20 protein-coding genes are annotated in these 21,194 nt (G+C 73.7%); 5 read left to right on the top strand and 15 right to left on the bottom strand.

What is annotated here, in order from left to right; all coding sequences use genetic code 11:
- Window positions 1–12: 12 nt before the first annotated feature.
- From QRN89_RS31720 to QRN89_RS31700, 5 genes are all read right to left on the bottom strand, one after another.
- Entirely contained in the window at window positions 13–393 is a 381-nt protein-coding gene (locus QRN89_RS31720; RefSeq protein WP_290352851.1) for a DUF485 domain-containing protein, read from the bottom strand.
- Between the two features lie 137 nt (window positions 394–530).
- A complete protein-coding gene (locus tag QRN89_RS31715) occupies window positions 531–806 on the bottom strand; it encodes a hypothetical protein (RefSeq protein WP_290352850.1) in 276 nt (91 codons plus the stop codon).
- 649 nt (window positions 807–1,455) lie between these two features.
- A complete protein-coding gene (locus QRN89_RS31710) occupies window positions 1,456–1,635 on the bottom strand; it encodes a DUF6480 family protein (protein ID WP_290352849.1) in 180 nt (59 codons plus the stop codon).
- 229 nt (window positions 1,636–1,864) lie between these two features.
- Window positions 1,865–2,725: a LytR/AlgR family response regulator transcription factor gene (locus tag QRN89_RS31705; protein WP_290352848.1), complete on the bottom strand. Its 861-nt coding sequence runs from the start codon at window positions 2,723–2,725 to the stop codon at window positions 1,865–1,867.
- A 27-nt stretch (window positions 2,726–2,752) separates the two neighbouring features.
- Window positions 2,753–3,067: a zf-HC2 domain-containing protein gene (locus QRN89_RS31700; RefSeq protein WP_290352847.1), complete on the bottom strand. Its 315-nt coding sequence runs from the start codon at window positions 3,065–3,067 to the stop codon at window positions 2,753–2,755.
- A 182-nt stretch (window positions 3,068–3,249) separates the two neighbouring features.
- On the opposite strand from QRN89_RS31700, the gene QRN89_RS31695 reads away from it, so the two are divergent.
- A complete protein-coding gene (locus QRN89_RS31695; RefSeq protein ID WP_290352846.1) occupies window positions 3,250–3,930 on the top strand; it encodes an anti-sigma factor family protein in 681 nt (226 codons plus the stop codon).
- 48 nt (window positions 3,931–3,978) lie between these two features.
- On the opposite strand, the gene QRN89_RS31690 is transcribed toward QRN89_RS31695, so the two are convergent.
- The 4 genes from QRN89_RS31690 to QRN89_RS31675 all read right to left on the bottom strand — a co-directional run bounded on the left by QRN89_RS31690 (window position 3,979) and on the right by QRN89_RS31675 (window position 9,802).
- Window positions 3,979–4,842: an Fpg/Nei family DNA glycosylase gene (locus QRN89_RS31690; RefSeq protein ID WP_290352845.1), complete on the bottom strand. Its 864-nt coding sequence runs from the start codon at window positions 4,840–4,842 to the stop codon at window positions 3,979–3,981.
- Between the two features lie 54 nt (window positions 4,843–4,896).
- A complete protein-coding gene (locus QRN89_RS31685; protein WP_290352844.1) occupies window positions 4,897–6,294 on the bottom strand; it encodes a wax ester/triacylglycerol synthase family O-acyltransferase in 1,398 nt (465 codons plus the stop codon).
- Window positions 6,295–6,404: 110 nt separating this feature from the next.
- Window positions 6,405–8,477: a SpoIIE family protein phosphatase gene (locus tag QRN89_RS31680; protein WP_290352843.1), complete on the bottom strand. Its 2,073-nt coding sequence runs from the start codon at window positions 8,475–8,477 to the stop codon at window positions 6,405–6,407.
- A gap of 53 nt (window positions 8,478–8,530) precedes the next feature.
- Window positions 8,531–9,802, bottom strand: a complete 1,272-nt coding sequence (locus tag QRN89_RS31675; RefSeq protein WP_290352842.1) for a DUF6777 domain-containing protein — start codon at window positions 9,800–9,802, stop codon at window positions 8,531–8,533.
- Window positions 9,803–9,952: 150 nt separating this feature from the next.
- Between QRN89_RS31675 and QRN89_RS31670 the strand changes: the two genes are divergently transcribed.
- The 3 genes from QRN89_RS31670 to QRN89_RS31660 are packed head-to-tail and all read left to right on the top strand — an operon-like array spanning window position 9,953 to window position 12,809.
- Window positions 9,953–10,771, top strand: a complete 819-nt coding sequence (locus QRN89_RS31670; protein ID WP_290352841.1) for a YndJ family protein — start codon at window positions 9,953–9,955, stop codon at window positions 10,769–10,771.
- Window positions 10,768–11,409: a DUF1990 domain-containing protein gene (locus tag QRN89_RS31665; protein ID WP_290352840.1), complete on the top strand. Its 642-nt coding sequence runs from the start codon at window positions 10,768–10,770 to the stop codon at window positions 11,407–11,409. Before QRN89_RS31670 ends, QRN89_RS31665 begins: the two co-directional genes overlap by 4 nt.
- On the top strand, window positions 11,376–12,809 hold the full coding sequence (locus tag QRN89_RS31660) for a lipase maturation factor family protein (protein ID WP_290352839.1): 1,434 nt from the start codon (window positions 11,376–11,378) through the stop codon (window positions 12,807–12,809). Before QRN89_RS31665 ends, QRN89_RS31660 begins: the two co-directional genes overlap by 34 nt.
- Window positions 12,810–12,932: 123 nt before the next feature.
- Here QRN89_RS31660 and QRN89_RS31655 read toward each other — a convergent pair whose 3' ends face one another.
- From QRN89_RS31655 to QRN89_RS31635, 5 genes are all read right to left on the bottom strand, one after another.
- On the bottom strand, window positions 12,933–13,100 hold the full coding sequence (locus QRN89_RS31655) for a hypothetical protein (RefSeq protein WP_167746145.1): 168 nt from the start codon (window positions 13,098–13,100) through the stop codon (window positions 12,933–12,935).
- A gap of 308 nt (window positions 13,101–13,408) precedes the next feature.
- Window positions 13,409–14,872 (bottom strand): SDR family NAD(P)-dependent oxidoreductase, encoded by a 1,464-nt coding sequence (locus QRN89_RS31650; protein WP_290352838.1) that lies wholly within the window; start codon window positions 14,870–14,872, stop codon window positions 13,409–13,411.
- A gap of 160 nt (window positions 14,873–15,032) precedes the next feature.
- Window positions 15,033–16,250, bottom strand: coding sequence for a glucose-1-phosphate adenylyltransferase (gene glgC / locus QRN89_RS31645; protein WP_290352837.1), 1,218 nt, complete (start codon window positions 16,248–16,250; stop codon window positions 15,033–15,035).
- Between the two features lie 82 nt (window positions 16,251–16,332).
- Window positions 16,333–17,505: a glycogen synthase gene (gene glgA, locus QRN89_RS31640; protein WP_290352836.1), complete on the bottom strand. Its 1,173-nt coding sequence runs from the start codon at window positions 17,503–17,505 to the stop codon at window positions 16,333–16,335.
- A gap of 310 nt (window positions 17,506–17,815) precedes the next feature.
- A complete protein-coding gene (locus QRN89_RS31635) occupies window positions 17,816–18,505 on the bottom strand; it encodes a (2Fe-2S)-binding protein (RefSeq protein ID WP_290352835.1) in 690 nt (229 codons plus the stop codon).
- Window positions 18,506–18,715: 210 nt separating this feature from the next.
- Between QRN89_RS31635 and QRN89_RS31630 the strand changes: the two genes are divergently transcribed.
- Window positions 18,716–19,930, top strand: coding sequence for a DMT family transporter (locus QRN89_RS31630; protein ID WP_290352834.1), 1,215 nt, complete (start codon window positions 18,716–18,718; stop codon window positions 19,928–19,930).
- On the opposite strand, the gene QRN89_RS31625 is transcribed toward QRN89_RS31630, so the two are convergent.
- Window positions 19,811–21,058: a transglycosylase family protein gene (locus QRN89_RS31625; RefSeq protein WP_290352833.1), complete on the bottom strand. Its 1,248-nt coding sequence runs from the start codon at window positions 21,056–21,058 to the stop codon at window positions 19,811–19,813. The two genes, QRN89_RS31630 and QRN89_RS31625, sit on opposite strands and share 120 nt — an antisense overlap.
- Window positions 21,059–21,194 lie beyond the last annotated feature (136 nt).

The following is a 21,194-nucleotide window of genomic DNA, read 5'->3' as shown; positions in this document are numbered from 1 at the left end:
CCACCGGCGGTCTCAGCGGCCTTCGACGAGCCCGGTGAAGTCCTCTTCGTTGCGCTCGGCGCGGCGTACGTACCAGCGGGCGATCAGCCACATCAGGGGATAGACGCCGACGCCGAGCACCACCCACACGTACGGCTCGGGCGAGGAGAACGAGCCGAGGACGGCCACGGGGAAGGCGAAGAGCAGCGGGAGGGTGCCGACGAGGAGCGCGAGCGTGCCCAGGGCGTACAGGGCGGCGCGGAGTTGACTGCGCATCAGGGAGCGCACGTAGACCGTGCCGAGGGTGGTCTGCTCGCTGATCTCGGAGCGCGCGGGGGCGTGGCCGGGGCGGCGGCGGGCGCCGCGGGGCACACCCGTGACGACTTCACGGCGGGGTGGCTGTGCTGCAGACATCGGTGTCCGCTCCCGGCGTCGGCTCGGCGTTTCGTGCGGACGGCCGCACGCTGCGGCGGGCGGCCCGCCCGCTGGGGTTCATGGAGTCTACGCAGGTGGGGCGGGCAGGTACAGGCGCCGGTAACCTCGACGCGGTCTCACCGGCCGCCGGTCCGCCCGTGCGAGCAGTCCGCCAGGGCGATCTCCAGTTCGACGTACGACTCCTCGGCACGGCGGAACGCCACCTCCAGCGCCGCGTCCGCGCGGGGCCCGACCTGCCCCTGCGCCGAGCACCGGATGTCGTACAGCACGTCGGCCCAGCGGCCGGCGGCGCTCCTGGCCCTGGTGAGGAGCGCCTCGACGCCGTCCGGACCGGTGGGCCGGACGGCCCGCAACGCGCTGAGCTCCGTGAGCAGCGCTTCGATGTCGGACATCAGGCCCCTTCCCCGTTTCCCGGTCGAGCGTAGGCCGGGGCCGCGGCACGCGGGTGCCGGTCCGGGGTGCGGCTCGGTCAGCGGGGTCGGACCGTCGCCGTACGGAGGGCGGAGGGCGACGAACGGCGCCACGGGAGCGCCGAGCGGTCGCCCGCGCGGCGGCCGCGTCCGCTCTCAGGGCTGGGGGGCGGCGAGCTTCCGTACGGCATGGGACGCGTGCTGGTAGAGGGCGAGGGGCCAGAGCAGGAACGCGGCTATCACGACACGGCCTCCGGGGCGACGGTGACAGGAACCACCGGTTACCCCGGGTGGCGCATCCGATGCGCGGGGAAGCCGGTCCTCTCGTCCGGTCCGTCCACCGGCAAGCCTCGTGTTCCGTCCGCGTACTGGCGCCCGGCAACCGGGCCCGGCGAGCGGCCGGGCGACGCCGGTGCGCCGCGCGGCGGGCGGCCGGGGCCCGCCCTCCTCGCGCGGGGCCGCGTCCACGGCCCGGTGGAGCGCGAGCGACGACCGGGCCGTGCACCGCGTGCTACGGCCGGCGGCGCCGGGCGGCGCTCGGCCCCGCGGTCACGGTCACGGTCACGGTCACGGACCTGCGAGCCCCGTCCCGGAGTTCCGGTTGACCCACGGCGAGGGGGGTGCGCGCCGGTCAGAGCGTGAACGTCCATCCGATGAACAGGGCCGCGAAGACCACGCAGCACGCGACGATCAGCGAAAGGATCACCACGGGGTGCTCCCAGAGCCCGCCGTCCGGACGTTCCTGGTGTGCCTCGGCGATGGACGCCTCCGCCGGCGGCGTCTCCTGCGGGGGTACGCGTCGTTCCGCCATCGTTCTCTCCCGTCACTCGCGGCTGCGGGAGCGCCGGACCGCCGGCCTCCCCGGCGCGTGAGGCGGCCGGCAGCGGCTCTCCGGCCCGGCCCTGCCTCGGCACCACGGACCCGCCGGAGCGGGACAGGCTCTGTTCGGCCGAACCGGGTCCTTCCAGTCTGCGGCGGGCGTCCGTCCCGGAGACCTTCGCATCGTTGGCGCGTCGGTTCCCCGACGGAGGAACGGGCGGTCAGCCCCGGGCGTGGCGCATCAGCAGATCCCGCAGCTGACGGGCGTGGCGACGGCTCACGGCGAGCTCCGCCGTGCCCACGCGGACGGTCGTGGCGCCCCCGTCCAGCCGGAGTTCGTCGATCCGGCCGAGGGCCACGAGATGGCTCCGGTGTATCCGCACGAAACCTCGGGACGCCCACCGCTCCTCCAGCGTGGACAGCGGGATACGGACGAGATGGCTGCCCTCGGCGGTGTGCAGGCGCGCGTAGTCGCCCTGGGCCTCGACGTACGTGATCTCGTCGATCGGGACGAAGCGGGTCACGCCGCCGAGCTCCACGGGGATCTGCTCGGGCGCGGTGCCGGGTGCGGTGGACCCGGTGACCAGCGGGCCGGCGGCGGCGGAGCCGGTCCGCTCCGGGGCCGCCCCGCCTGCCCCCTGCCCCGGGTCGGCACCGGTCGCCGGCGTCGGCTGCCGGGCCCCCCGTGCGGCGGCGGTCAGATCGCTGACCCGGCGTACGGCTTCGGCGAGACGTTCCCTGCGCACCGGTTTGAGGACGTAGTCGACGGCCTTCAGGTCGAACGCCTGCACGGCGAAGCCCTCATGGGCCGTGACGAACACGATCAGCGGCGGCCGGGCGAACTCCGCGAGCAGCCGGGCCACGTCGAGTCCGGTGAGCCCGGCCATGTGGATGTCGAGGAAGACGACGTCGATGCCCTCCTCCCCGTCCGGTCCCGCGTCGAGCGCCCGGCTGATGCGGCGCAGCGCCTCGGTGGCGTCGGTGGCGCCGTCCGCGCTGCGCACCCGGGGGTCGGAGCGCAGGAGGTAGAGCAGTTCCCCGAGCGCCGGCTTCTCGTCGTCGACCGCAAGTACGCGCAGCATGCTGCGGATTTTAGGCACGGGCCGCGTCTACCGCGCGCGCCCGCCCCGCCCGCCTGCGCCCCCGTGGCCGCCGGTCCCGCCGTACTCTCCGCGCCCCCCGCCCCCGGCTCCGGCTCCGTCGCCGAAGGCGTCCCCCCGCGCACACGCCGCCCGCAGCGCCTGGGCGTCGGCCATGCCGAGGTAGGTCGCACGGCACCGGCCGCAATGGGTGAGGTGCCCGGCCACCCGGGCCTCCTCCGCGGGGACGAGCACGCCGAGGACATACGCGCCGAGCAGCGGCTCCACATGAGGGCTGCCGGGAGGGCGCCCGGTCATACGGACGCCCGAGTTTCCACCGTTCACCCACCCATTCTGCCGGTGTTCTCCACAACTCCGCGCCACGGTCGCACCACTGCACGACCCGGTCGCACTTTCCCCCTCCGCCGCTGAGCACGGCACGGCTCCGCTGCGTATTCCAGGGCGACACCCACGGTGCGTACGACGCGTATGGACCGTTCGTAGCCGACGAGCCGAAGGATTGGTCCATGAATCTGCGGGAGCAGCACCGGGATGTGGCCGCCTACGCGTTGGGCGTCCTCGACCCCGCGGACGCCTTCCGCTTCGAGGAGCACCTGTCGGAATGCGGCCTGTGCGCCCTGCGGCTCTCCGACTTCGCCCCGGTCGCGTCCGCGCTGGGTTCTCTCGCCGGGCCCGGCCGGGCCGACGAACCCCCGGCGCCGCGGCTGCTGGAGCGTCTGCTCGGCGAGGTCGCGGCGCTGCGCCGGCGCAGTTCGCGGCGGAGGCTGCGGCTGGTGGCGGCCGCGGCCGCGCTGATCGTGGCGCTGCCCGCGGTGGCGGCGGGCCTGTCCCGTGGGCAGGACGGCCCGGTCGCGGGCGGCCCCGACGAGCGGATCACGGCCACGGACGGCGCCACCGGTGTGTACGGCGCGGTCGATCTGCGGACCAAGGGCTGGGGCACGGCCGTGGCCCTGCGCATGGCGAAGCTGTCCGGCCCCCGGACCTGCCGGCTGGTCGCCGTCGCCAGGGACGGCAGGGAGTACGACGTCACCAGCTGGTCGGTGCCCGCGGCCGGTTACGGCACGGACACCCCGGGGGCGGAGGAGGAGCTGGACATGGAGGTGGGGACGGCCCTGCAGCGTGACGAGATTGGCCACTTCGAGGTGCGTACCGACAGCGGCGAGCACCTGGTCTCGCTGGACCGCTGACCGCCGGCGCCGGACGTCCCTCCCGGCGCACGCCCACCCGCGCGGCCGTCACTTGAGCAGCCGAGACAGCCTCCGGTCGGCGAGCGGTTTGCCGCCGGTCTGGCACGTGGGGCAGTACTGCAGCGACGAGTCGTGGAACGACACCTCGCGGATGGTGTCGCCGCACACCGGGCAGGGCAGACCGGTGCGGCCGTGCACCCTCAGCCCGCTCTTCTTCTCGGCTTTCAGCCGGCCCGCGGCCAGGCCCCGCGAGCGCTCGACGGCGTCCCTGAGCGTCGTGCGCATCGCCTCGTACAGGCCGGTGATCTCTTCCTCCCCGAGACGGGAGGCGAGCTTGTACGGCGACATCCTCGCGGCGTGCAGGATCTCGTCGCTGTAGGCGTTGCCGATTCCGGCGATGAGGCTCTGGTCGCGCAGCGCCCCCTTGATCTGCCGGCGCTCCCCGGTGAGGAGCGCGGCGAAGGCGTCGCGGTCGAAGTCGTCGGCGAGCGGGTCGGGTCCGAGCCGGGCGACACCGGCGACCTCGGCCGGGTCGTGCACGAGATGGACGGCGAGCCGCTTCGTCGTGCCCGCCTCGGTCAGGTCGAAGCCGTCCCCGCCGGTGAGCGCGGCGCGCAGGGCCAGGGGGCCCTTGCCCGGACGGGGCACTACCGACGGCAGGACGTCCTTCCAGTGCAGCCACCCCGCCCGGGCGAGGTGGAAGAGGAGGTGCAGTCCGCCGCCGGTGCCGATGTCGAGGAACTTGCCGTGGCGCCGTACGGAGGTGACCTCGCTCCCGTCGAGGGCGCCGAGCGGAGGGTCGTACGTCTTGAGCACGCTGATCGCCACGGGCATCACCCGGGCGATCTCCTTGCCGACCAGGTTCTCGTCGAGGAAGTCCCTGAGCGCTTCCACCTCGGGCAGTTCCGGCATGGCTCCAGCCTGCCGTACCGGGCCCGTTCGCGCAGACCCGGCCGGGCGGCTCCGTCAGCGGACGAGCTCCAGCAGCGCGGCCAGTTCCTCCTCGACCGCGCGGGCCAGCCGGTCCACGTCGGGCAGGGCCTTCCCGTCCGCGACCAGGCCGAAGTGCACGCGGCCGCCGTACGTGGACATCGCCACCGCCAGGGACTGTCCACGTGCGAGTGGTGCCATCGGGTAGATCTCGCGCAGCGGGCAGCCGCCGAGCGAGAGTGCGGAGCGGGGCAGCGGCACGCTGGTCGCGAGCAGGTCGAACAGCATCCGTGCGGCGTTCCCGGCCAGGGGTGCGCCGAACCGGTGTGCGAGCGGCGGCAGTTGGTCGGCGAGGACGGCGACCGCTCCGGCGCCGCGCAGCGGACCCGCCGCCTTGTTCCGGTCCATGCGGTCGCGGACCGCGTAGAGCCGGGCCCAGGGGTCGGGCTCGGTGACGGGCAGGTCGAGCAGGTACGCGGACAGCTTGTTGCCGGAGCCGGGCGGACCGCCCGGCCGGCGCCTGGACACGGGGACGAGGGCACTGGGGTCGGCGGGAGGCAGGGCGTCGCCCCGCTCGGTCATCCAGCGGCGCAGCGCGCCGGCGACGGTGGCGAGGAGGACGTCGTTGGCGGTGCCGCCGGCGACCCGGCGGACCTCGTGCACCTCGTCCAGGTCGAGCACCGAGGTGGCGAGCCTGCGGGTGCCGCTGGAACCGGCGCTGAGGGCCGCGGCGCCGCGCGGGTCGAGGCGGCCCGCCCGGGCGAGCGAGGCGCCCACGAGGGAGGCACCGACGCCGAAGGCCCGGCCCAGCTCCTCCATGCGGCCGCGGGCCATCCCGGCGACCTGCCAGGGACCGGGCAGCCAGGAGCGGGGCGGTACGGCGGCCGGGCTCCGGCCGGACCTGTGGCCGTGCTTGCGCGCGCGGGCGGCGAGCGGTCCGGCGATCTCGTCGAAGATGCCGGCGCCGATGGCGACGGCCCGCATGCCGTCGGCGAGGGCGTGGTGCAGTTTGACGAGGACGGCGAACGGGTCCCCTGGGCCTCCGGTGAGCAGGTACATCTCCCAGGGCGGCAGCCCCCGTTCGAGCGGGCGCTCCATCAGCTCCCCGGCGAGCGTCGCCGCCGACACCGCGAAGTCGCCCGCCGGCAGCCGGACCTGACGCAGATGGCGCCGCACGTCGAAGTCCTTGTCGGCCGTCCAGGCGGCACCGCCCACGGGCAGCAGGACGTCGCGGACGCGCATGCGCAGCCGGGGGATCGCCGAGGCACGGGAGGCGAGCAGGGCGAGGATCTCCTCGCTGCCGCACGCGGGCGTGGCCGCGTCCCCGGACGCGGGCGGGGCGAAGTGGGCGAGCGCGCCGAGGTGCATCGGGTGGTCGGCGGACTCGAGGTGCCAGAAGGCCAGATCCAGAGGTGCCAGCAGCTCGGTGCTCAAGGGGGTCCTCATGTCCTAGGAGGCCGGAACACAGGAATCAGCAGTCAATCGCCTGCGGTCGGTTACGGTCAAGTGCAATCAGGTTACATAGGGTTACCGTCGGGTAGTCTTCAGGTCGCCGGCCGGTCGGGCATGCTGAACTCGCACCACACGCATTTGCCGGTACCGCGCGACTCCACACCCCAGACGTCCGCAAGCCGGTCCACGAGCATCAGCCCCCGGCCGGAGACCCCGGCGTCCCCCGCCTCCCGCCGCCGGGGCAGGGCGCTGGAGGAGTCCTCGACCTCGGCCCGCAGGCGCCGCTCGGACCCCGTCAGCACGCGCACGGTCACGATCGCCCCGCCGTCGGTGTGCATCAGCGCGTTGGTGATCAGTTCGTCGGCCGCGAGCTCGATCTCGTCCGAGCGGTCCGCCGCTCCCCAGGCCCGTACGGCCGCCCGGATCATGTGCCGGGCGGAGCTGAGGGCGTCGGGGTCGTTCTGGGCGACGTGCTGCTGGAGCCGCCCGCCGGTGCGCGGGGCGTACGCGCCGATGCGCTGGAGCAGCAGCAGGGCGACGTCGTCGTCGCCGCCCCGCTCGTCGACCTCCTCGCAGAGCTGGTCCGCCAGCAGCTGGAGGTTCTTGGAGCCGTCCCGGATCATGGCCGTGAGCTGCCGCAGGCCGTCGTCGAGGTCGGCGCCCGGCTGCTCGACGAGTCCGTCGGTGTAGAGCAACAGGGTCTGCCCGGGGTCGAGTTCCACGGTGGCGACCGGGTACTCGAGCCGGCCGAACTCGGCGGACAGCCCCAGTGGCAGCCCGCCCTCCACCGGGACCCGGCGGCCCTCCCCGTCGGAGTCGAGGAGCAGCGGGTCGACATGGCCGGCGCGGACCATCTGCACCACTCCCGTGGTGAGATCGGCCTCCGCGTAGATGCACGTCGCGAAGCGGTCGGTGTCGAGCTCGTGGAGGAAGACCGAGGCGCGGGCCATCACCGTCGCGGGGGTGTGCCCTTCGGCCGCGTACGCGCGCAGCACGATGCGCAGTTGCCCCATGACGGCCGCGGCATGGGTGTCATGGCCCTGTACGTCGCCGATGACCGCGCCGACCCGGCCGCCGGGCAGGGGGATCACGTCGTACCAGTCGCCGCCGATGTCACGGCCGAGACGGGCCGAGCGGTAGCGCACCGCGATCCGGGCCCCGGGCACCGACGGGATGCGGCGGGGAAGCATCGCCTGCTGCAGCCCTTCGGCCAGGTCGTGCTCCTGCTCGAAGAGCATGGCCCGCTGCAGGCTCTGCGCGATGCTGCTGCTCAGCGCCACGAGCAGATTGCGCTCCTCGGTCGTGAAACCGGTCTTCTCCCGGTAGAGCAGGCCGAGCGCGCCGATCGGCCGGGCCTGGGCGATCAGCGGCATGTAGGCCGCGGAGGTGATGCCGAGTCCGCTGATGTGCGGCCACAGCCGCGGGTACGAGCCGGCGAAGTCCTCCTTGGACTCGATGAACCGGGGCACCAGGGTGCGGATGACCTCGCTCATCGGGTACTGCTCGTCGACCCGGGTGAAGCGGGTGCCGGGGACGAAGGAGCCCTCGGGCCCCTCCGCGACGAGATGGATGCGGCCGGACTCCAGGAGCCCCATGACCAGGCTGGTGGCGCCGAGGTGTTCCAGCCCGTGCGAGTCCTTGAGCACGTCGATGACGTCCTTGACGGTCCTGGCGTGGGCGAGGGCCGCCGTGGTGCTCTCCACGACGCTGGTCTGGCGGCGGCGCTCCGCGTCGAGCTCGACGCGGGCGGAGGACTCGGCGAGCTCCTGGGTGGCGTCGCGGACGATGCCGATGATGCGATGGGGCCGGCCCGTCGCGTCACGGAGCACCGATCCCTGGGTGTGCGTCCAGCGCAGGGTGCCGTTGCGGCGGCGGATGCGGAAGTACGCACCGTAGTGGGCGCTGCCGTTCTTCAGCGCCTGCGAGACCAACTCGTCCAGCCGGGCCGCCTCGCCGCGCGGGAAGCGCCGGGCCAGGGTCTCGGGACGGCCGTCGTACTGGTCGGCGGGCGTGTCGAACACGTCGAGAGCGGGCTGATCCAGATGCATCAGCCCGCTGTCGAGGTCCCAGTCGAAGCTGCCCATGCGGTTGAGGGCCAGGCTCAGATCCGGGTTGGCGGGCCAGTCGTCGGGAAGCGACAGGGCCCCCGCTGCCCGATCAGCCATGGTGACACTCTGCCATCATTTGTCCGATTTATCGAGCGAGCGGGGCCGCCGCCTCAGCCCGGGATGCTCCCGCCGCCGCCGGCGGGCACGTCGGCACCGGTTCCGGCACCGCCCGGAAGCGGCGCGTCCGGAAGGATGACGCCGGGCCCGCCCTGGGGTTCGCCGGCGCCGCCGACGGCGCCCGAGCCCTGATCCATGCCGCCGCCGGAGTCCGGCGAGATCAGGATGTCGCCGTCGCCCTGACCCGCGCCGCCCTGGTCGAACCCGCCCTGACCGCCCGCGTCCGGCCCACCGATGCCCTGACCGGCCCCGTCGGGCAGCGGCGCGTCGGGCAGGATCGGCGGCGGACCGTCCGGGCCGCGGCTCGGCGCGCTCGGGACACCGGGTCGGACCGCACCCGGGGACGCTGACTGCGAACCGGAGGCGTCGGGGCTCGGCGGCGGCGGGTCGCTCGGCACCCCGGGTCCGGCCGGCTGGGGCCCCTGGGGCGCGTCGGCGACGTGGAGCCCCGGGTCGTACGCGGGCGGCACCTTCGGGTTCTGGTCCGCCTCGCCGTCCGACCCGCTCCGGCGCTCCATCCACGTGTTGGCGGCGATGTCGACGAGCACCAGGGTGTCGATCACGTGGGCGGCCCTGGTGATCACGACCACGCGGTCGCGGTCGTACCCCTGCCAGGCCTTGCCCTGCTCGTTCACCGGCCCGGCGGTCACCACCGGCGAGGCGAGCGGGCTCCCGGACGCGCAGCGGACCCGGGGCGAGCCGTGCTCGTCGACGAGCACGGCGGTCCCTGCCTGGAGGACCACCTGGTGGCGCTGGGCGACGCCGTCGCGGTAGCCGTGGTTGGTGACGCGGGCGTCGGCCCGCAGCACGACGGGAGTGAGCCCCCGCAGGAACCCCGGCATGTCCTCCTGGCCGACGCCGACACCTTCGGTGAAGGCCTGCGCCTTGCCCTGGTCGGCGACCAGGAGGCGGATCTGCTGCTCCACGTCGCAGCTCGCGACGGACCGGGTGCCGCCGTACAGTCCGGGCGTGGAGCCCAGCACCGTACGGATGGACCGCACGTCGACGTCCTTCGCCCCGGAGGCGGAGGCGCGCGGCGCCGGCAGCTGACGGGACACGGCCGTCGCGGTGGCCGTGGAGGGGGTGAACGGATCGGGGCCGGGCTCCGCGGCCGGCTGCAGACGGACCTCCTGCGAGGGGGTCGAGCCCGACTGCCCCTGATCCGTCAGACTGCTGCAACCCGTGACCAGCAGTGCGGCCGACAGGCCGGCCGACAACGTCGCCAGCCCGGCGTGCCGGCGATACATCGGTGAGCGCACGAACATGCCCCGCCATCTCCCGCCTCTTGTGTGGTGTACCCGGAGTGATCACTCCCTGTCTTGCCCCACGTCTCCGGGAACCGCGACTTGAACACGTTCAAGAATCGCCCTAGGCTCACCCCCGGAACTGAACGCGTTCAAGCTGGGGGTGGCGCGATGACCTCGCTGGTCAACGCGATCGTGGTGCTCGGCATGCTGGTGATCGTTCCGCTGGGGCTGCGGCTGGTGCCTGGCCCGGAACCGAGCCTCGTCCACCGGCTCTGGCCCCTGCTCGCCCTGCCCGGCGCCGTCAGCCCGTGGCTGCCCCGGGGCCCCCTCGCCACAGCCCTGGCCTCGGCATACGCCCTCGCCGCTTTCGCCCTCGCACTGCACGCCCCGGCCCGGCTGCGGCGGACCCGCTCGCTCGCACCCGCGGAGATCGCCGTCCTCACGGCCCTGGTCTCCCCGTCCGTCGCCGGAGTCGCCCTGGTGGCCGAGCGCGCCGGCCGTGAACTGCTCGGATTCGACCTGGAGATCCTGGCCCTGACCGTGCCGCACTTCCACTTCGCGGGCTTCGCCGCGGCGCTGGTCGCGGGCCTGGTCTGCCGCTCGGCCGGCGGACCGGCCGGCCGGTTCGCGGCCGTCAGCGTGCCGACGGGGACCCTGCTGGTGCTCGCCGGCTACTTCACGGGCGACTGGCTCGAACTGGCCGGGGCGGTGGTGCTGACCGCGGGAATGTGGGCCATCGCCCTGCTGACCTGGCGCGATGTACGCACGAGCAGAGCCGAACGGCTGATTCGCAAGCTTTTCGGGGTCTCGACGGCCGTTCTGGTGGCGACCATGCTCCTCGCCCTGAGCTGGGCCCTCGGCGAGGCCACCGGTCTGCCGCACCCCGACCTCACCTGGATGGCGGCCACCCATGGCCTCGGCAACGCCCTGGGCTTCGCCCTGTGCTCGCTCCTGGCCTGGCGGCGACTGAAGGAGACCACCGCATGAACGGACCGCGACCGGATCACGACCGCACAAGCGGGACCGACAGGACCGGGAAGGACGACCGCGTGCCCCTCGCCGACGGACTCAACTACCCCGAGGCCGGCGCCACCCGCCTGCGCCCCCTCCCGGCGGGCTACCACCACCTCCACGTCCGCGTGCCGGTGGGCCACGGCCGCGCCGCCCTCGAGACCGCGGGCGCCGCCATCACGCGCTGGGAGATGCACCGCGCGTCGGGCGCCCGGGTGACCGCCTCCGCCGCCCGCGCCGAACCCGGCGCCTCGGTCGAGGTCTCGCTCGGGGTGGGCCCGCTGCGGTTCCGGGCCCCCTGCCGGGTGATCTGGACCGCGTACGGACCCGACCGCGTCGGCTTCGCCTACGGCACGCTGACCGGCCATCCCGAGTGCGGTGAGGAGAGCTTCGTCGCGGACCTGGCGGAGGACGGCTCCGTGTGGTTCACGGTGACGGCCTTCAGCAGGCCCGCCCGCTGGTACTCGCGGCTCGCCGGGCCGCTCGTCCCGGTGCTGCAGCGGATGTACGCGCGACGGCTGGGCGCCACCCTGCGGCGACTGGCGGCCCGGGCGGATACTGGGGGTACGGGAGGTCCGCGATGGAGTGGTTCTCGGCACCCGACTACTGGCTGAGCAGACTCGTCTTCCAGCGGGCGCTGGCCGCCCTGTACCTGGCGGCCTTCGTCGGGGCGGCCCTCCAGTTCCGCGCCCTGATCGGCGAGCGCGGCATGCTCCCGGTGCCCGACTACCTCCGGTACGCCCCGATGCGGCGGGCCCCGAGCATCTTCCAACTGCACTACTCGGACCGGTTCTTCGCCTGCTGCGCCTGGGCGGGGGCGGTGCTCTCGGCCGCGCTGCTCGGGGGCGCGGCCGACCACCTCCCGCTGTGGACGGCGATGCTCTGGTGGGCGGTGCTGTGGGCGCTGTACCTCTCGATCGTCAATGTCGGGCAGACCTGGTACGCGTTCGGCTGGGAGTCGCTGCTGCTGGAGACCGGGTTCCTCGCGGTCTTCCTCGGGAACGAGCGCGCCGCGCCCCCGGTGCTCGTGCTGTGGCTGCTGCGCTGGCTGCTCTTCCGGGTGGAGTTCGGCGCCGGGCTGATAAAGATCCGCGGTGACGAGTGCTGGCGCCGGCTGACGTGCCTGTACTACCACCACGAGACCCAGCCGATGCCGGGACCGCTCAGCTGGTTCTTCCACCGTCTGCCGGGACCGCTGCACCGGGTGGAGGCGGCCGCCAACCACGTGACCCAACTCCTGGTGCCGGTACTCCTGTTCACTCCCCAGCCCCTGGCCTCCGCGGCGGCCGGGCTGATCGTCGTCACCCAGCTGTGGCTGGTGCTGTCCGGCAATTTCGCCTGGCTCAACTGGCTGACGATCGCGCTCGCGCTGTCCGCGCTCGACCTCTCCGCGTTCACCGCGCCGCACCCGCTCCCCGCCCCGCCGCTCTGGTACGAGGTCCTGGTGATCGCGGCGACCGTCCTCGTCCTCGCCCTGAGCTACCACCCGGTGCGCAACCTGATCTCCCGGCGGCAGGCGATGAACCGCTCCTTCGACCCGTTCCACCTGGTCAACACCTACGGCGCGTTCGGCACCGTGGGGAGGGTCCGGCACGAGGTCGTCATCGAGGGCACGGACGAGCCGGTCCCGCGCCCAGGCACCGTGTGGCGGGAGTACGAGTTCAAGGGAAAGCCCGGGGACGTCCGGAGGCTGCCCCGGCAGTACGCCCCGTACCATCTGCGCCTCGACTGGCTGATGTGGTTCGCCGCCCTCTCCCCCGCGTACGCCCGGTCCTGGTTCGGCGGCTTCGTGGAGCGGCTGCTGGAGAACGACCGGGACACGCTGAAGCTGCTGCGCCGCAATCCGTTCCCGGACGCGCCGCCGACCTACGTCAGGGCCCGGCTGTACCACTACACGTTCTCGGACTGGCGACAACTGCGCTCCACGGGCGCGTGGTGGCAGCGGCGCTGCCTGCGCGAGTATCTGCCGCCGACCCGGCTGGCCACCACGGACGTCCCGACGGAGCGGGTCTGAGCCGGCCCGCCGGCACCGTCCGTCCCGCGCGTGGGTCCGGGTAACGGGGCACGGACCGGGACGGGACGCACGGACCCCCGGTCCGAAGGGGACCGGGGGTGGTGACAGCCGTGGGGCGCGAGATCAGTCGATGCCCTGCAGGATGTGCGGCTCGGCGAGGTCGTCCTCGTAGCCGGCCAGTCTGATCGGCGCGGAACGCGCCCAGACCTCGAGGCTTCCGAGCTCGTCCGGCCGCCCGGGTCGTTCGCCGGGTTCCGCCGAGGGCTTGGTCTTCTTCGTTTCAGTCGTCACCGCGCACTCCTTAGTGTCGCGTCACAGGGACAAGGGCGGTCCGGTCGCGGTGGCGCCGTTCTTCTGGCGGGATCGCGGCCGAGGGTGCGGACCTGTCCCGGGGCGGTCTCGGGGGGTTTCGTGGCCCCCTTGCCGACCGTCCGTTGGCTCCAGACTAACCAAATGAGCGCGGCTGCGCTCGATGGATTACGTCACATTGGGCGTTTCTTTACGGGAAAACGCCCCAAGGTGACGGCCCATCGGGTACAGGAAACCCCCGGGGAGTCCTGCTCGCCCGGGGGAATCCGCCGTTCGGGTTACGTCGCGACTCACCAGTTCGCGCGGTCGTAGTCCTTCAGGAAGCAGCCGAACAGGTCCTCGCCGGCCTCGCCGCGCACGATCGGGTCGTACACCCGCGCCGCGCCGTCGACGAGGTCGAGCGGGGCGTGGAAGCCCTCGGCCGCCAGGCGCACCTTGTCCGGGTGCGGACGCTCGTCGGTGATCCAGCCGGTGTCGACGGCGGTCATCAGGATGCCGTCGGCCTCGAACATCTCCTGGGCGCTGGTGCGCGTCAGCATGTTCAGGGCCGCCTTGGCCATGTTGGTGTGCGGATGGCCCGCGCCCTTGTAGCCGCGGCTGAAGACGCCCTCCATGGCGGAGACGTTCACGACGTACTTGCGCCTGGCCGGGGAGGCGGCCATGGCCGCGCGGAGCCGGCTGATCAGGATGAACGGCGCGGTCGAGTTGCACAGCTGCACTTCGAGGAGTTCGACCGGGTCGACCTCGGAGACGGTCTGGATCCAGCTGTTGGTGTCGTGCAGGTCGGGGACGAGCCCGCCCGCGTCGATCGCGGTGCCCGCCTCGATCCGCGCGAGGGACGCCGAACCCGAGACGAGGGCGAGATCGGTGACGTCCTGGGCGCTCAGCCCTTCCGACCGGGGCCCGGGCAGGGCCGCGACCCGGTCCACCCCGCCGCTGCCGAAGGTGCCGATCACCTCGGCGGCGGGCAGCTCTCCCGCGGGCAGCGGGGCGCCTTCGGCCACGACGAGTTCGCTGTACGCCTGCGGGGAGCGGCGCACGGTCTGCGCGGCGTTGTTGATCAGGATGTCCAGCGGCCCCTCGGCGGCGACCGAGTCGGCGAGCGCGACGACCTGCGCCGGGTCGCGGAGGTCGATGCCGACGATCTTCAGACGGTGGATCCACTCGTCGCTGTCCGGCATGGCCTTGAAGCGGCGGATCGCGTCGTTGGGGAAGCGGGTGGTGATGGTGGTGTGGGCGCCGTCCCGGAGCAGTCGCAGCGCGATGTACATGCCGATCTTGGCGCGGCCGCCGGTGAGCAGCGCGCGCCGCCCGGTCAGATCGGTGCGCGCGTCGCGGCGGGCCCGGTTCTCGGCCGCGCACTTCTGGCACAGCTGGTGGTAGAAGGCGTCGACCTCGACGTAGCGGGTCTTGCAGATGTAGCAGGAACGGGGGCGCTGGAGTATGCCCGCGATCTCCCCGGTCACCGAGGAGGACGGCAGCAGCCCCTGGGTCTCGTCGTCGATGCGCTCCGCGGAGCCGGTCGCCGTGGCCTCGGTGACCGCCTTGTCGTGGGCGGTCTTGGCGGCCCGGCGCTCCTGTCGGCGGCGCTGCTTCACCGTGCGGTAGATCCCGGCGGTGGCCCTGCGGACCGTGACCGCGTCCGGGTGGTCGACCTCCAGCCGGTCGAGCTCCTCGAGAACGCCCAGGCAGACGGCCAGTCGCTCGGGGTCGATGCCGGGGCCGAAGTCCAGGCTGTCGTCTGTCACCGTCATCGCCGCTGCCGTTCCCTGTGTTCTTCGCGTGCCGCTTGGGGATTCCAAAAGCGGAACTTTACTTCAGAGGCGGGCGTGCGGGCCAAACCGTTCGGAGGGAGGCCCCGGCGCGACGACCCTCCGCGAGCGGAGCGTCACCGTGGGAAACGGGCGGCGGACGTCACAGCACCCGCTGCCCCTTGCCGAGCGCGATCACCCCGCCCTCGGAGACCGTGTACAGCTCCCGGTCCCGTTCCGGATTGACGCCGATCGTGGCGCCGGGCGGGACGTCGACGTTCTTGTCGAGTACCGCCCCGCGCACCACGGCGCCACGTCCGACGCGGACGTTGTCGTGGAGGACGGAACCCTGCACGACGGCCCCCTGCCCCACCGCCACGCCCGGGGACAGCACGGAGCGGGTGACCTGGCCCCGGATCTCGCAGCCGGGGCTGACCACCGACTCGCTCGCGATCCCGCCCGCGCAGAACCGGGCGGGCGGCAGCTGACCGGAGTGGGTGTAGATGGGCCAGCGGCGGTTCTCCAGGCTGAACACCGGCCGTTCGGCGATCAGGTCCATATGGGCCTCGTAGTACGAGTCGAGGGTCCCCACGTCCCGCCAGTAGCCGTGCTCGAGCGCGCTCTCCCCGGGCACGTGGTTGCCGTCGAAGTCGTAGAGCTGGGCGACTCCCCGCTCGGTGAGCATCGGGAGGATGGATCCGCCCATGTCGTGCACGGACCGGGGATCCTCGGCGTCCCGGTGCAGGGCGTCGATCAGCACCTTCGTGGTGAAGACGTAGTTGCCCATGGAGGCGAACACCCGCTCGGGGTCGCCCCGGAGACCGGGCGGGTCGGTGGGCTTCTCCAGGAACCGCTCCACGCGGGTGCCGTCGGCGGCGGCGCTGATCACCCCGAAGGACGACGCCTCGGAGCGCGGCACCCTGATCCCGGCCACGGTGACCCCGGCGCCGCTCTCGACGTGCTGCTCGAGCATGTGGCGCGGATCCATCCGGTAGACGTGGTCGGCGCCGAACACGGCGATGTGGTCGGGCTGTTCGTCGTGCACCAGATTGAGGGACTGGAGGATGGCGTCGGCGCTGCCCAGGTACCAGCGCGGCCCGAGCCGCTGCTGCGCGGGCACCGGGGTGACGTAGTTGCCCAGGAGGCTCGACATGCGCCACGTGGTGGTGACATGGCGGTCCAGGGAGTGCGACTTGTACTGGGTGAGGACGCAGATCCGCAGGATGCCCCCGTTGACCAGGTTGGACAGGACGAAGTCCACGAGCCGGTAGGTGCCGCCGAAGGTGACCGCCGGTTTGGCGCGGTCGGCGGTCAGCGGCATCAGCCTTTTGCCCTCCCCGCCCGCCAGGACGATCCCGAGCACCGAAGGTCCACCGCGCATCGCGCCCCCTCACGCCGTCGGCTCGCGCCGTCTGATCCTGTGGTCGCACCGTTCCGGACTACCGGCCTGCCGGGCCGCCGGGTCACCGGACTGCCCGGTGGAGCGTCTCCTCGTACAGCTCGTGCGTGCGGCGGGCCACCTGGTCCCAGCCGAACTCCCGGACGGCACGCTCCCGCCCGGCCTCGCCCATCCGCCGGGCCGTGCCGGGATCGTCGAGCACCCGGTTGAGCGCTGCCGTCAGTGCCGTCCCGAACTCCTCGGGGTGCTCGGCGTCGTACGGGACGAGCAGCCCGGTCCGCCCGTCGTCGACGACCTCCGGGATGCCGCCTACCGCCGACGCGACGACCGCCGTGCCGCAGGCCATGGCCTCCAGGTTCACGATGCCCAGCGGCTCGTACACGGACGGGCAGACGAACACGGCCGCATGGGTGAGGAGTTGGACGACGGCCGGGCGTGGGAGCATCTCCGGGATCCAGTGCACCCCGTCGCGCGCGCGGCCCAGTTCGTCGACGAGGTCACGGAACTCGGCACCGATCTCGGGGGTGTCGGGCGCTCCCGCGCAGAGCACGAGCTGGGCACCGGGATCGAGGGCGCGCGCAGCGCGCAGCAGATGCGGGACGCCCTTCTGCCGGGTGATGCGGCCGACGAAGAGCACGTACGGCCGGCCGGGGTCGATACCGAGGCCGCGCAGCACGTCCGTTCCGTGGTCGGGCCGGTAGAGACGGGTGTCGATGCCGTTGTGGACGACGTGCACCCTGGCCGGGTCGAGCGCCGGGTAGCAGCCCAGGATGTCCGTGCGCATGCCGTGGGACACCGCGATCACGGCGTCGGCGGCCTCGATCGCGGTCCGTTCGGCCCAGCCCGAGAGGGCGTAACCGCCGCCGAGCTGCTCGGCCTTCCAGGGCCGCAGGGGCTCCAGCGAGTGGGAGGTGACCACGTGCGGGACGCCGTGGAGCAGTTTGGCGAGATGGCCGGCGAGATTGGCGTACCAGGTGTGGGAGTGGACGAGATCGCGGTCCGCCAGCGCCGCGGCCATCGACAGGTCGACGGAGAAGGTGCGCAGGGCGTCGTTGGCGCCGTCGAGCCCGGCGAGGGCGGCGTGCCGCACGACCCCGTCCACCGTGCCCGCCTCGCCCCAGCAGTGCACGTCGAGTTCCGTCAGCGCCCGTAACTCCCGGGCGAGGAACTCCACATGGACCCCGGCCCCGCCGTAGACGTCCGGCGGATACTCGCGTGTGAGCAGTCCCACCCTCATACGTCGATGGTCACCCAGACGGGGCCGCGGCGGAAGACCGCTGCGGGCGGGGCGGGATCCGCGGTGGGGGCAGGGGTGTTGCGGGCGGGGGCGGGATCCGCGGTGGGGGCAGGGGTGTTGCGGGCGGGTGCTGCGGGCGGTGCCGGCAGGGGTCACGGTCGTGGCCGCCGGGTGCGGTGGCGGTGCCGACGCGTGCCGGGCCCGCGCATACCGGGGTCGGCGCACACCAGGGCCGGCGGAGGGTACGGCCGCTGCGGGGCCGTGGTGGGGGCCGTCTCCGGTGCTTGCCGGGGGCCGTCGGCGGTGTCCGCTACGGCCGCTGCCGGCGGGGCGCGCGGTCGAAGACGCAGTCGCCGCACAGACCGCCGCCCGGGCAGCGGTAGTAGAGGCAGCAGCTGGTGCGGCGCAGCGCCGCTCCGCGCACGGTACCGCTCAGGTCCGGGTGGTCCAGCAGGCCCGTGGCGAGCGCCGTGGCGCGCTCGGCCACATCGGGGCGGTCGCGTTCCCGCGCCCAGCGGTGGATCTCGCGCAGGGCTCCGGCGAGCGCGGAACCGGCGTTGCCCCACAGCAGCCGGTGCGAGATGCGGACCTCGCTCCGCAGGGCCTCGGCGAGCGGGACGAGGTGGCCGAACTGGACGGCTTCCCGGATGCTGTCGACGGTGCCGGGGAGCGTCCCGGGCCGGGTCCAGCACAGGTCGTCGGGCGAGGTGAGCTCCGGGTCCCAGTGGAGCCCTGCGGCGGCCGGGTCGGGGAACTCGCCGTGCAGCGCGGCGGGCCCGAGCGCCGTGGACCAGAGACGGGCGGCGAGCCCGAGGTGGGCGATGGAGGCGGCGACCCGGCGTTCCGGGGTACGCAGCCGGGCCGCGACGCGGTCGACGCGGGCGGTGAGGGGCGCGAGTTCACCGGCGTGGAGCCGGGACAGCGGCAGATGGCCGGGGCCGGGCTCGCCGGTCCGGGTCGCGAAGAAGCCGCCGATCGACTCCGTCTCCGTCCGCTCCACGTGCCCCGCCCGGTCTCGCTCCGTCGTCCCGCAACGCCCCGGGACTGAGTGCCCGCGCGCCCGGTGTCTGCCGTGGATGCAGCATACGGCGGCTGCCGGACGGCGCCGCCGGCCGTGTGGTCCCGTACTCCCCTACTCCTCCGGTAGTACGCGCGAGTGCCTGCTCGAGAACGACGACGGGAGGTGCCCGCGAGGGAGATCGTTGGGCCCATGAGCTCCCTCGCCCTGTCCGTGCTGCTGTCCCTGGTCTCCGCGGTCGCCTACGCGACGGCGGCGGTCGTGCAGGAGCGGGTCGCCGCGGGTGGGCCCGTGGGGCGGTACGCACCGGTGCGCAGCGGCGCGTGGTGGGCCGCCGTGGGACTCAACGGGGCCGGCGGACTGCTGCACGTGGCGGCGCTGGCGTACGGGCCGCTGAGTCTGGTGCAGCCGCTCGGCACGCTGACCCTCGTGATCGCCCTGCCTCTCGCGGCGCTGTCGGTGCGGGGCGGGGCTGGGAGCGGCGGTCCGCGGGGCGGGGCAGGGCCCGGGACCTGGGCGGGCGCGGTCCTGGCGACCGCCGGGCTCGCCTGGCTGCCGGCCCTCACGGAGACCACCGGTGCCGGTGCGCCGGGCGGGGCCGAACGGGCCGTGCTGTCGGGGGTGTCGGCGGCCGTGATCGGGGCGCTGTTCCTCATGGCGCACCGCGCACGGCGGTCCGGGACCCGCGCGGTGGCGCTGGCTGCGGGAGCTGGTGTGTCGTTCGGCGTGGCATCGGTGTTCACCAAGATCGTCGCGGAGGAGTCGGCGGACGGCCCCTGGGGCGGCCTGCTGCCCGGGCTGTTGCCGGAACTGCTGATGATCGCGGGGCCGGCCGGCGCGGGAATGCTGCTGTCGCAGGCGTCGTACCGGGGCGCGGGCCTGGCCGCTCCGCTGGCGACGGTGACGGTCGTGAACCCGGTGGTGGCCGCGGCGGTGGGCGTCGCGCTGTTCGGGGAGCGATTCCGCCACGGCGCGGCCGGCACCACGGCGGCGCTCGTGTGCGCCGCCGCGGCGGCCTGCGGACTGCTGCTGCTCATCGCCGGGCGCCGGCGCGCGGCGAACTCCGTGCCAGAGCACGGACCGTACGCGGAACCCGTCACCGACCCGGGTGGGGAACCCGCTCCCGGTCACGGAACGGCTCTCGTCACCGACCCGGGTGGGGAACCCGCTCCCGGTCACGGAACGGCTCTCGTCACCGCCCGCGACACGGCTCTCGTCGCCGACTCGGACGGGCCCCGCGCCGCGGGCCGTGCCCCTCTCCCCCGTCCCGGCGGCGACGGGGCGGCGTCAGATGCTGACGCCGCCCGAACGGAGGTACCGGAGCGGATCGATGTCGGACCCGTACCCCGGCCCCGTGCGCACCTCGAAGTGGAGATGCGGTCCGGTGCTGTTGCCGGTGGACCCTGAACGGGCGATCCGCTGACCGCTGTTGACCCGCTGCCCCTCTCGCACGGTGAGCGCCGACAGGTGGGCGTACTGGCTGTACTTGCCGTCGTCGTGGCGGATGACGATCTGGTACCCGTACGCACCCGCCCAGCCGGCCGAGACGACCCGGCCCTCGGCCACGGCCTTCACCGAGGTGCCCGTCGGCACGGGGAAGTCCACGCCCGTGTGATAGCCGCTGGACCAGGACGATCCGGACTTGCCGTACGGGGTGCCGGTGCCGGCGGCGACGGGTGCGCTCAGGCCGACGCTGCGCTGGGCGCGGTCCGGACGCTTCTGCTGCCGCTGCTCCTGCCGGGGCTTCGGTTTCGGCTTCGGCTTCGCCTGCTGGTTCCGCCGGTTCTCGTCGCTCTGCTGCGGCGGGGCGACGGGCTGCGCGGCCCGGGGCGGCTGCGCCTTCGGCGGGGACGCGGGACGGGCCGCCGGGCGGCTGTCCGACGGGGCGGGGGCGGTGCCCCGCACGATCAGCCGCTGGCCGGGGTGGATGAGATCGGGGTCGTCGCCGACGACCTTCCGGTTGGCGTCGTAGAGCGCCTGCCAGCCGCCCTCGACCCGTTCGGAGGCGGCGATGCCGGAGAGCGAGTCGCCGGACGTCACCGTGTAGCTCTCACGCCGCGTGGGGACGGTGGTCGGCGTCGCCTGCGGGACCGTGCGCCGGGACAACGCGGCCTGCGCCCGGAGCTGCCGTTCGGGTGAGGCGTCCGGCGTGTCGTCATCGCGGGTGAGCCCCGCACGTGTGGAGCACGCCGGCCAGGCACGCGGCCCCTGGCCGTCCAGCACCTTCTCGGCGACGGCGATCTGCTGGTCCCGGGTGGCGAGGTCCGCGCGCGCGGCGTAGACCGTCCCGCCGTACTGCTCCCACGTGGACTGGCTGAACTGGAGCCCGCCGAAGTAGCCGTTGCCGGTGTTGATCTGCCAGTTGCCGGTGGACTCGCAGGCCGCGACCTTCTCCCACACGTCCTCGGGCGCCGCGTCGGCCGTTCCCGCGCCGATCAGCGGCAGCGCCATGCCCGCGCCACCCGCGGTGACCGTGAGCGAGGCCCGGTTGATACGGCTCGGCTGGTACCGGCGGTGTCGTCCACGAACGGCCATGAGTCCCCCTCGAACGCCTCAGCAGCCGCCAAAGCTATTGGCTCGCCACAAGACATGACAAGGGGGTGCGTGCGGGCGCCCCGGCGCAAGGTGCACCGCCGTACGGGGGAAATCGGTGGACGATGCGCCCCTCGCG

Origin of the sequence: Streptomyces sp. HUAS CB01 (genome assembly GCF_030406905.1) — a bacterium.
GTDB lineage: Bacteria > Actinomycetota > Actinomycetes > Streptomycetales > Streptomycetaceae > Streptomyces > Streptomyces chengbuensis.
The sequence above is the reverse complement of the archived record's forward strand: the minus strand, read 5'-3'. Positions and strand labels throughout refer to the sequence as shown.

Coding starts and splice junctions, on each gene's coding strand:
- QRN89_RS31625 (WP_290352833.1), bottom strand. CDS start 21,058: ATGGCCGTTCGTGGACGACACCGCCGGTACCAGCCGAGCCGTATCAAC.
- QRN89_RS31650 (WP_290352838.1), bottom strand. CDS start 14,872: ATGACGGTGACAGACGACAGCCTGGACTTCGGCCCCGGCATCGACCCC.
- QRN89_RS31675 (WP_290352842.1), bottom strand. CDS start 9,802: ATGTTCGTGCGCTCACCGATGTATCGCCGGCACGCCGGGCTGGCGACG.
- glgA (WP_290352836.1), bottom strand. CDS start 17,505: ATGAGGGTGGGACTGCTCACACGCGAGTATCCGCCGGACGTCTACGGC.
- QRN89_RS31630 (WP_290352834.1), top strand. CDS start 18,716: ATGAGCTCCCTCGCCCTGTCCGTGCTGCTGTCCCTGGTCTCCGCGGTC.
- QRN89_RS31665 (WP_290352840.1), top strand. CDS start 10,768: ATGAACGGACCGCGACCGGATCACGACCGCACAAGCGGGACCGACAGG.
- QRN89_RS31705 (WP_290352848.1), bottom strand. CDS start 2,725: ATGCTGCGCGTACTTGCGGTCGACGACGAGAAGCCGGCGCTCGGGGAA.
- QRN89_RS31720 (WP_290352851.1), bottom strand. CDS start 393: ATGTCTGCAGCACAGCCACCCCGCCGTGAAGTCGTCACGGGTGTGCCC.
- glgC (WP_290352837.1), bottom strand. CDS start 16,250: ATGCGCGGTGGACCTTCGGTGCTCGGGATCGTCCTGGCGGGCGGGGAG.
- QRN89_RS31660 (WP_290352839.1), top strand. CDS start 11,376: ATGGAGTGGTTCTCGGCACCCGACTACTGGCTGAGCAGACTCGTCTTC.
- QRN89_RS31690 (WP_290352845.1), bottom strand. CDS start 4,842: ATGCCGGAACTGCCCGAGGTGGAAGCGCTCAGGGACTTCCTCGACGAG.
- QRN89_RS31715 (WP_290352850.1), bottom strand. CDS start 806: ATGTCCGACATCGAAGCGCTGCTCACGGAGCTCAGCGCGTTGCGGGCC.
- QRN89_RS31710 (WP_290352849.1), bottom strand. CDS start 1,635: ATGGCGGAACGACGCGTACCCCCGCAGGAGACGCCGCCGGCGGAGGCG.
- QRN89_RS31680 (WP_290352843.1), bottom strand. CDS start 8,477: ATGGCTGATCGGGCAGCGGGGGCCCTGTCGCTTCCCGACGACTGGCCC.
- QRN89_RS31670 (WP_290352841.1), top strand. CDS start 9,953: ATGACCTCGCTGGTCAACGCGATCGTGGTGCTCGGCATGCTGGTGATC.
- QRN89_RS31695 (WP_290352846.1), top strand. CDS start 3,250: ATGAATCTGCGGGAGCAGCACCGGGATGTGGCCGCCTACGCGTTGGGC.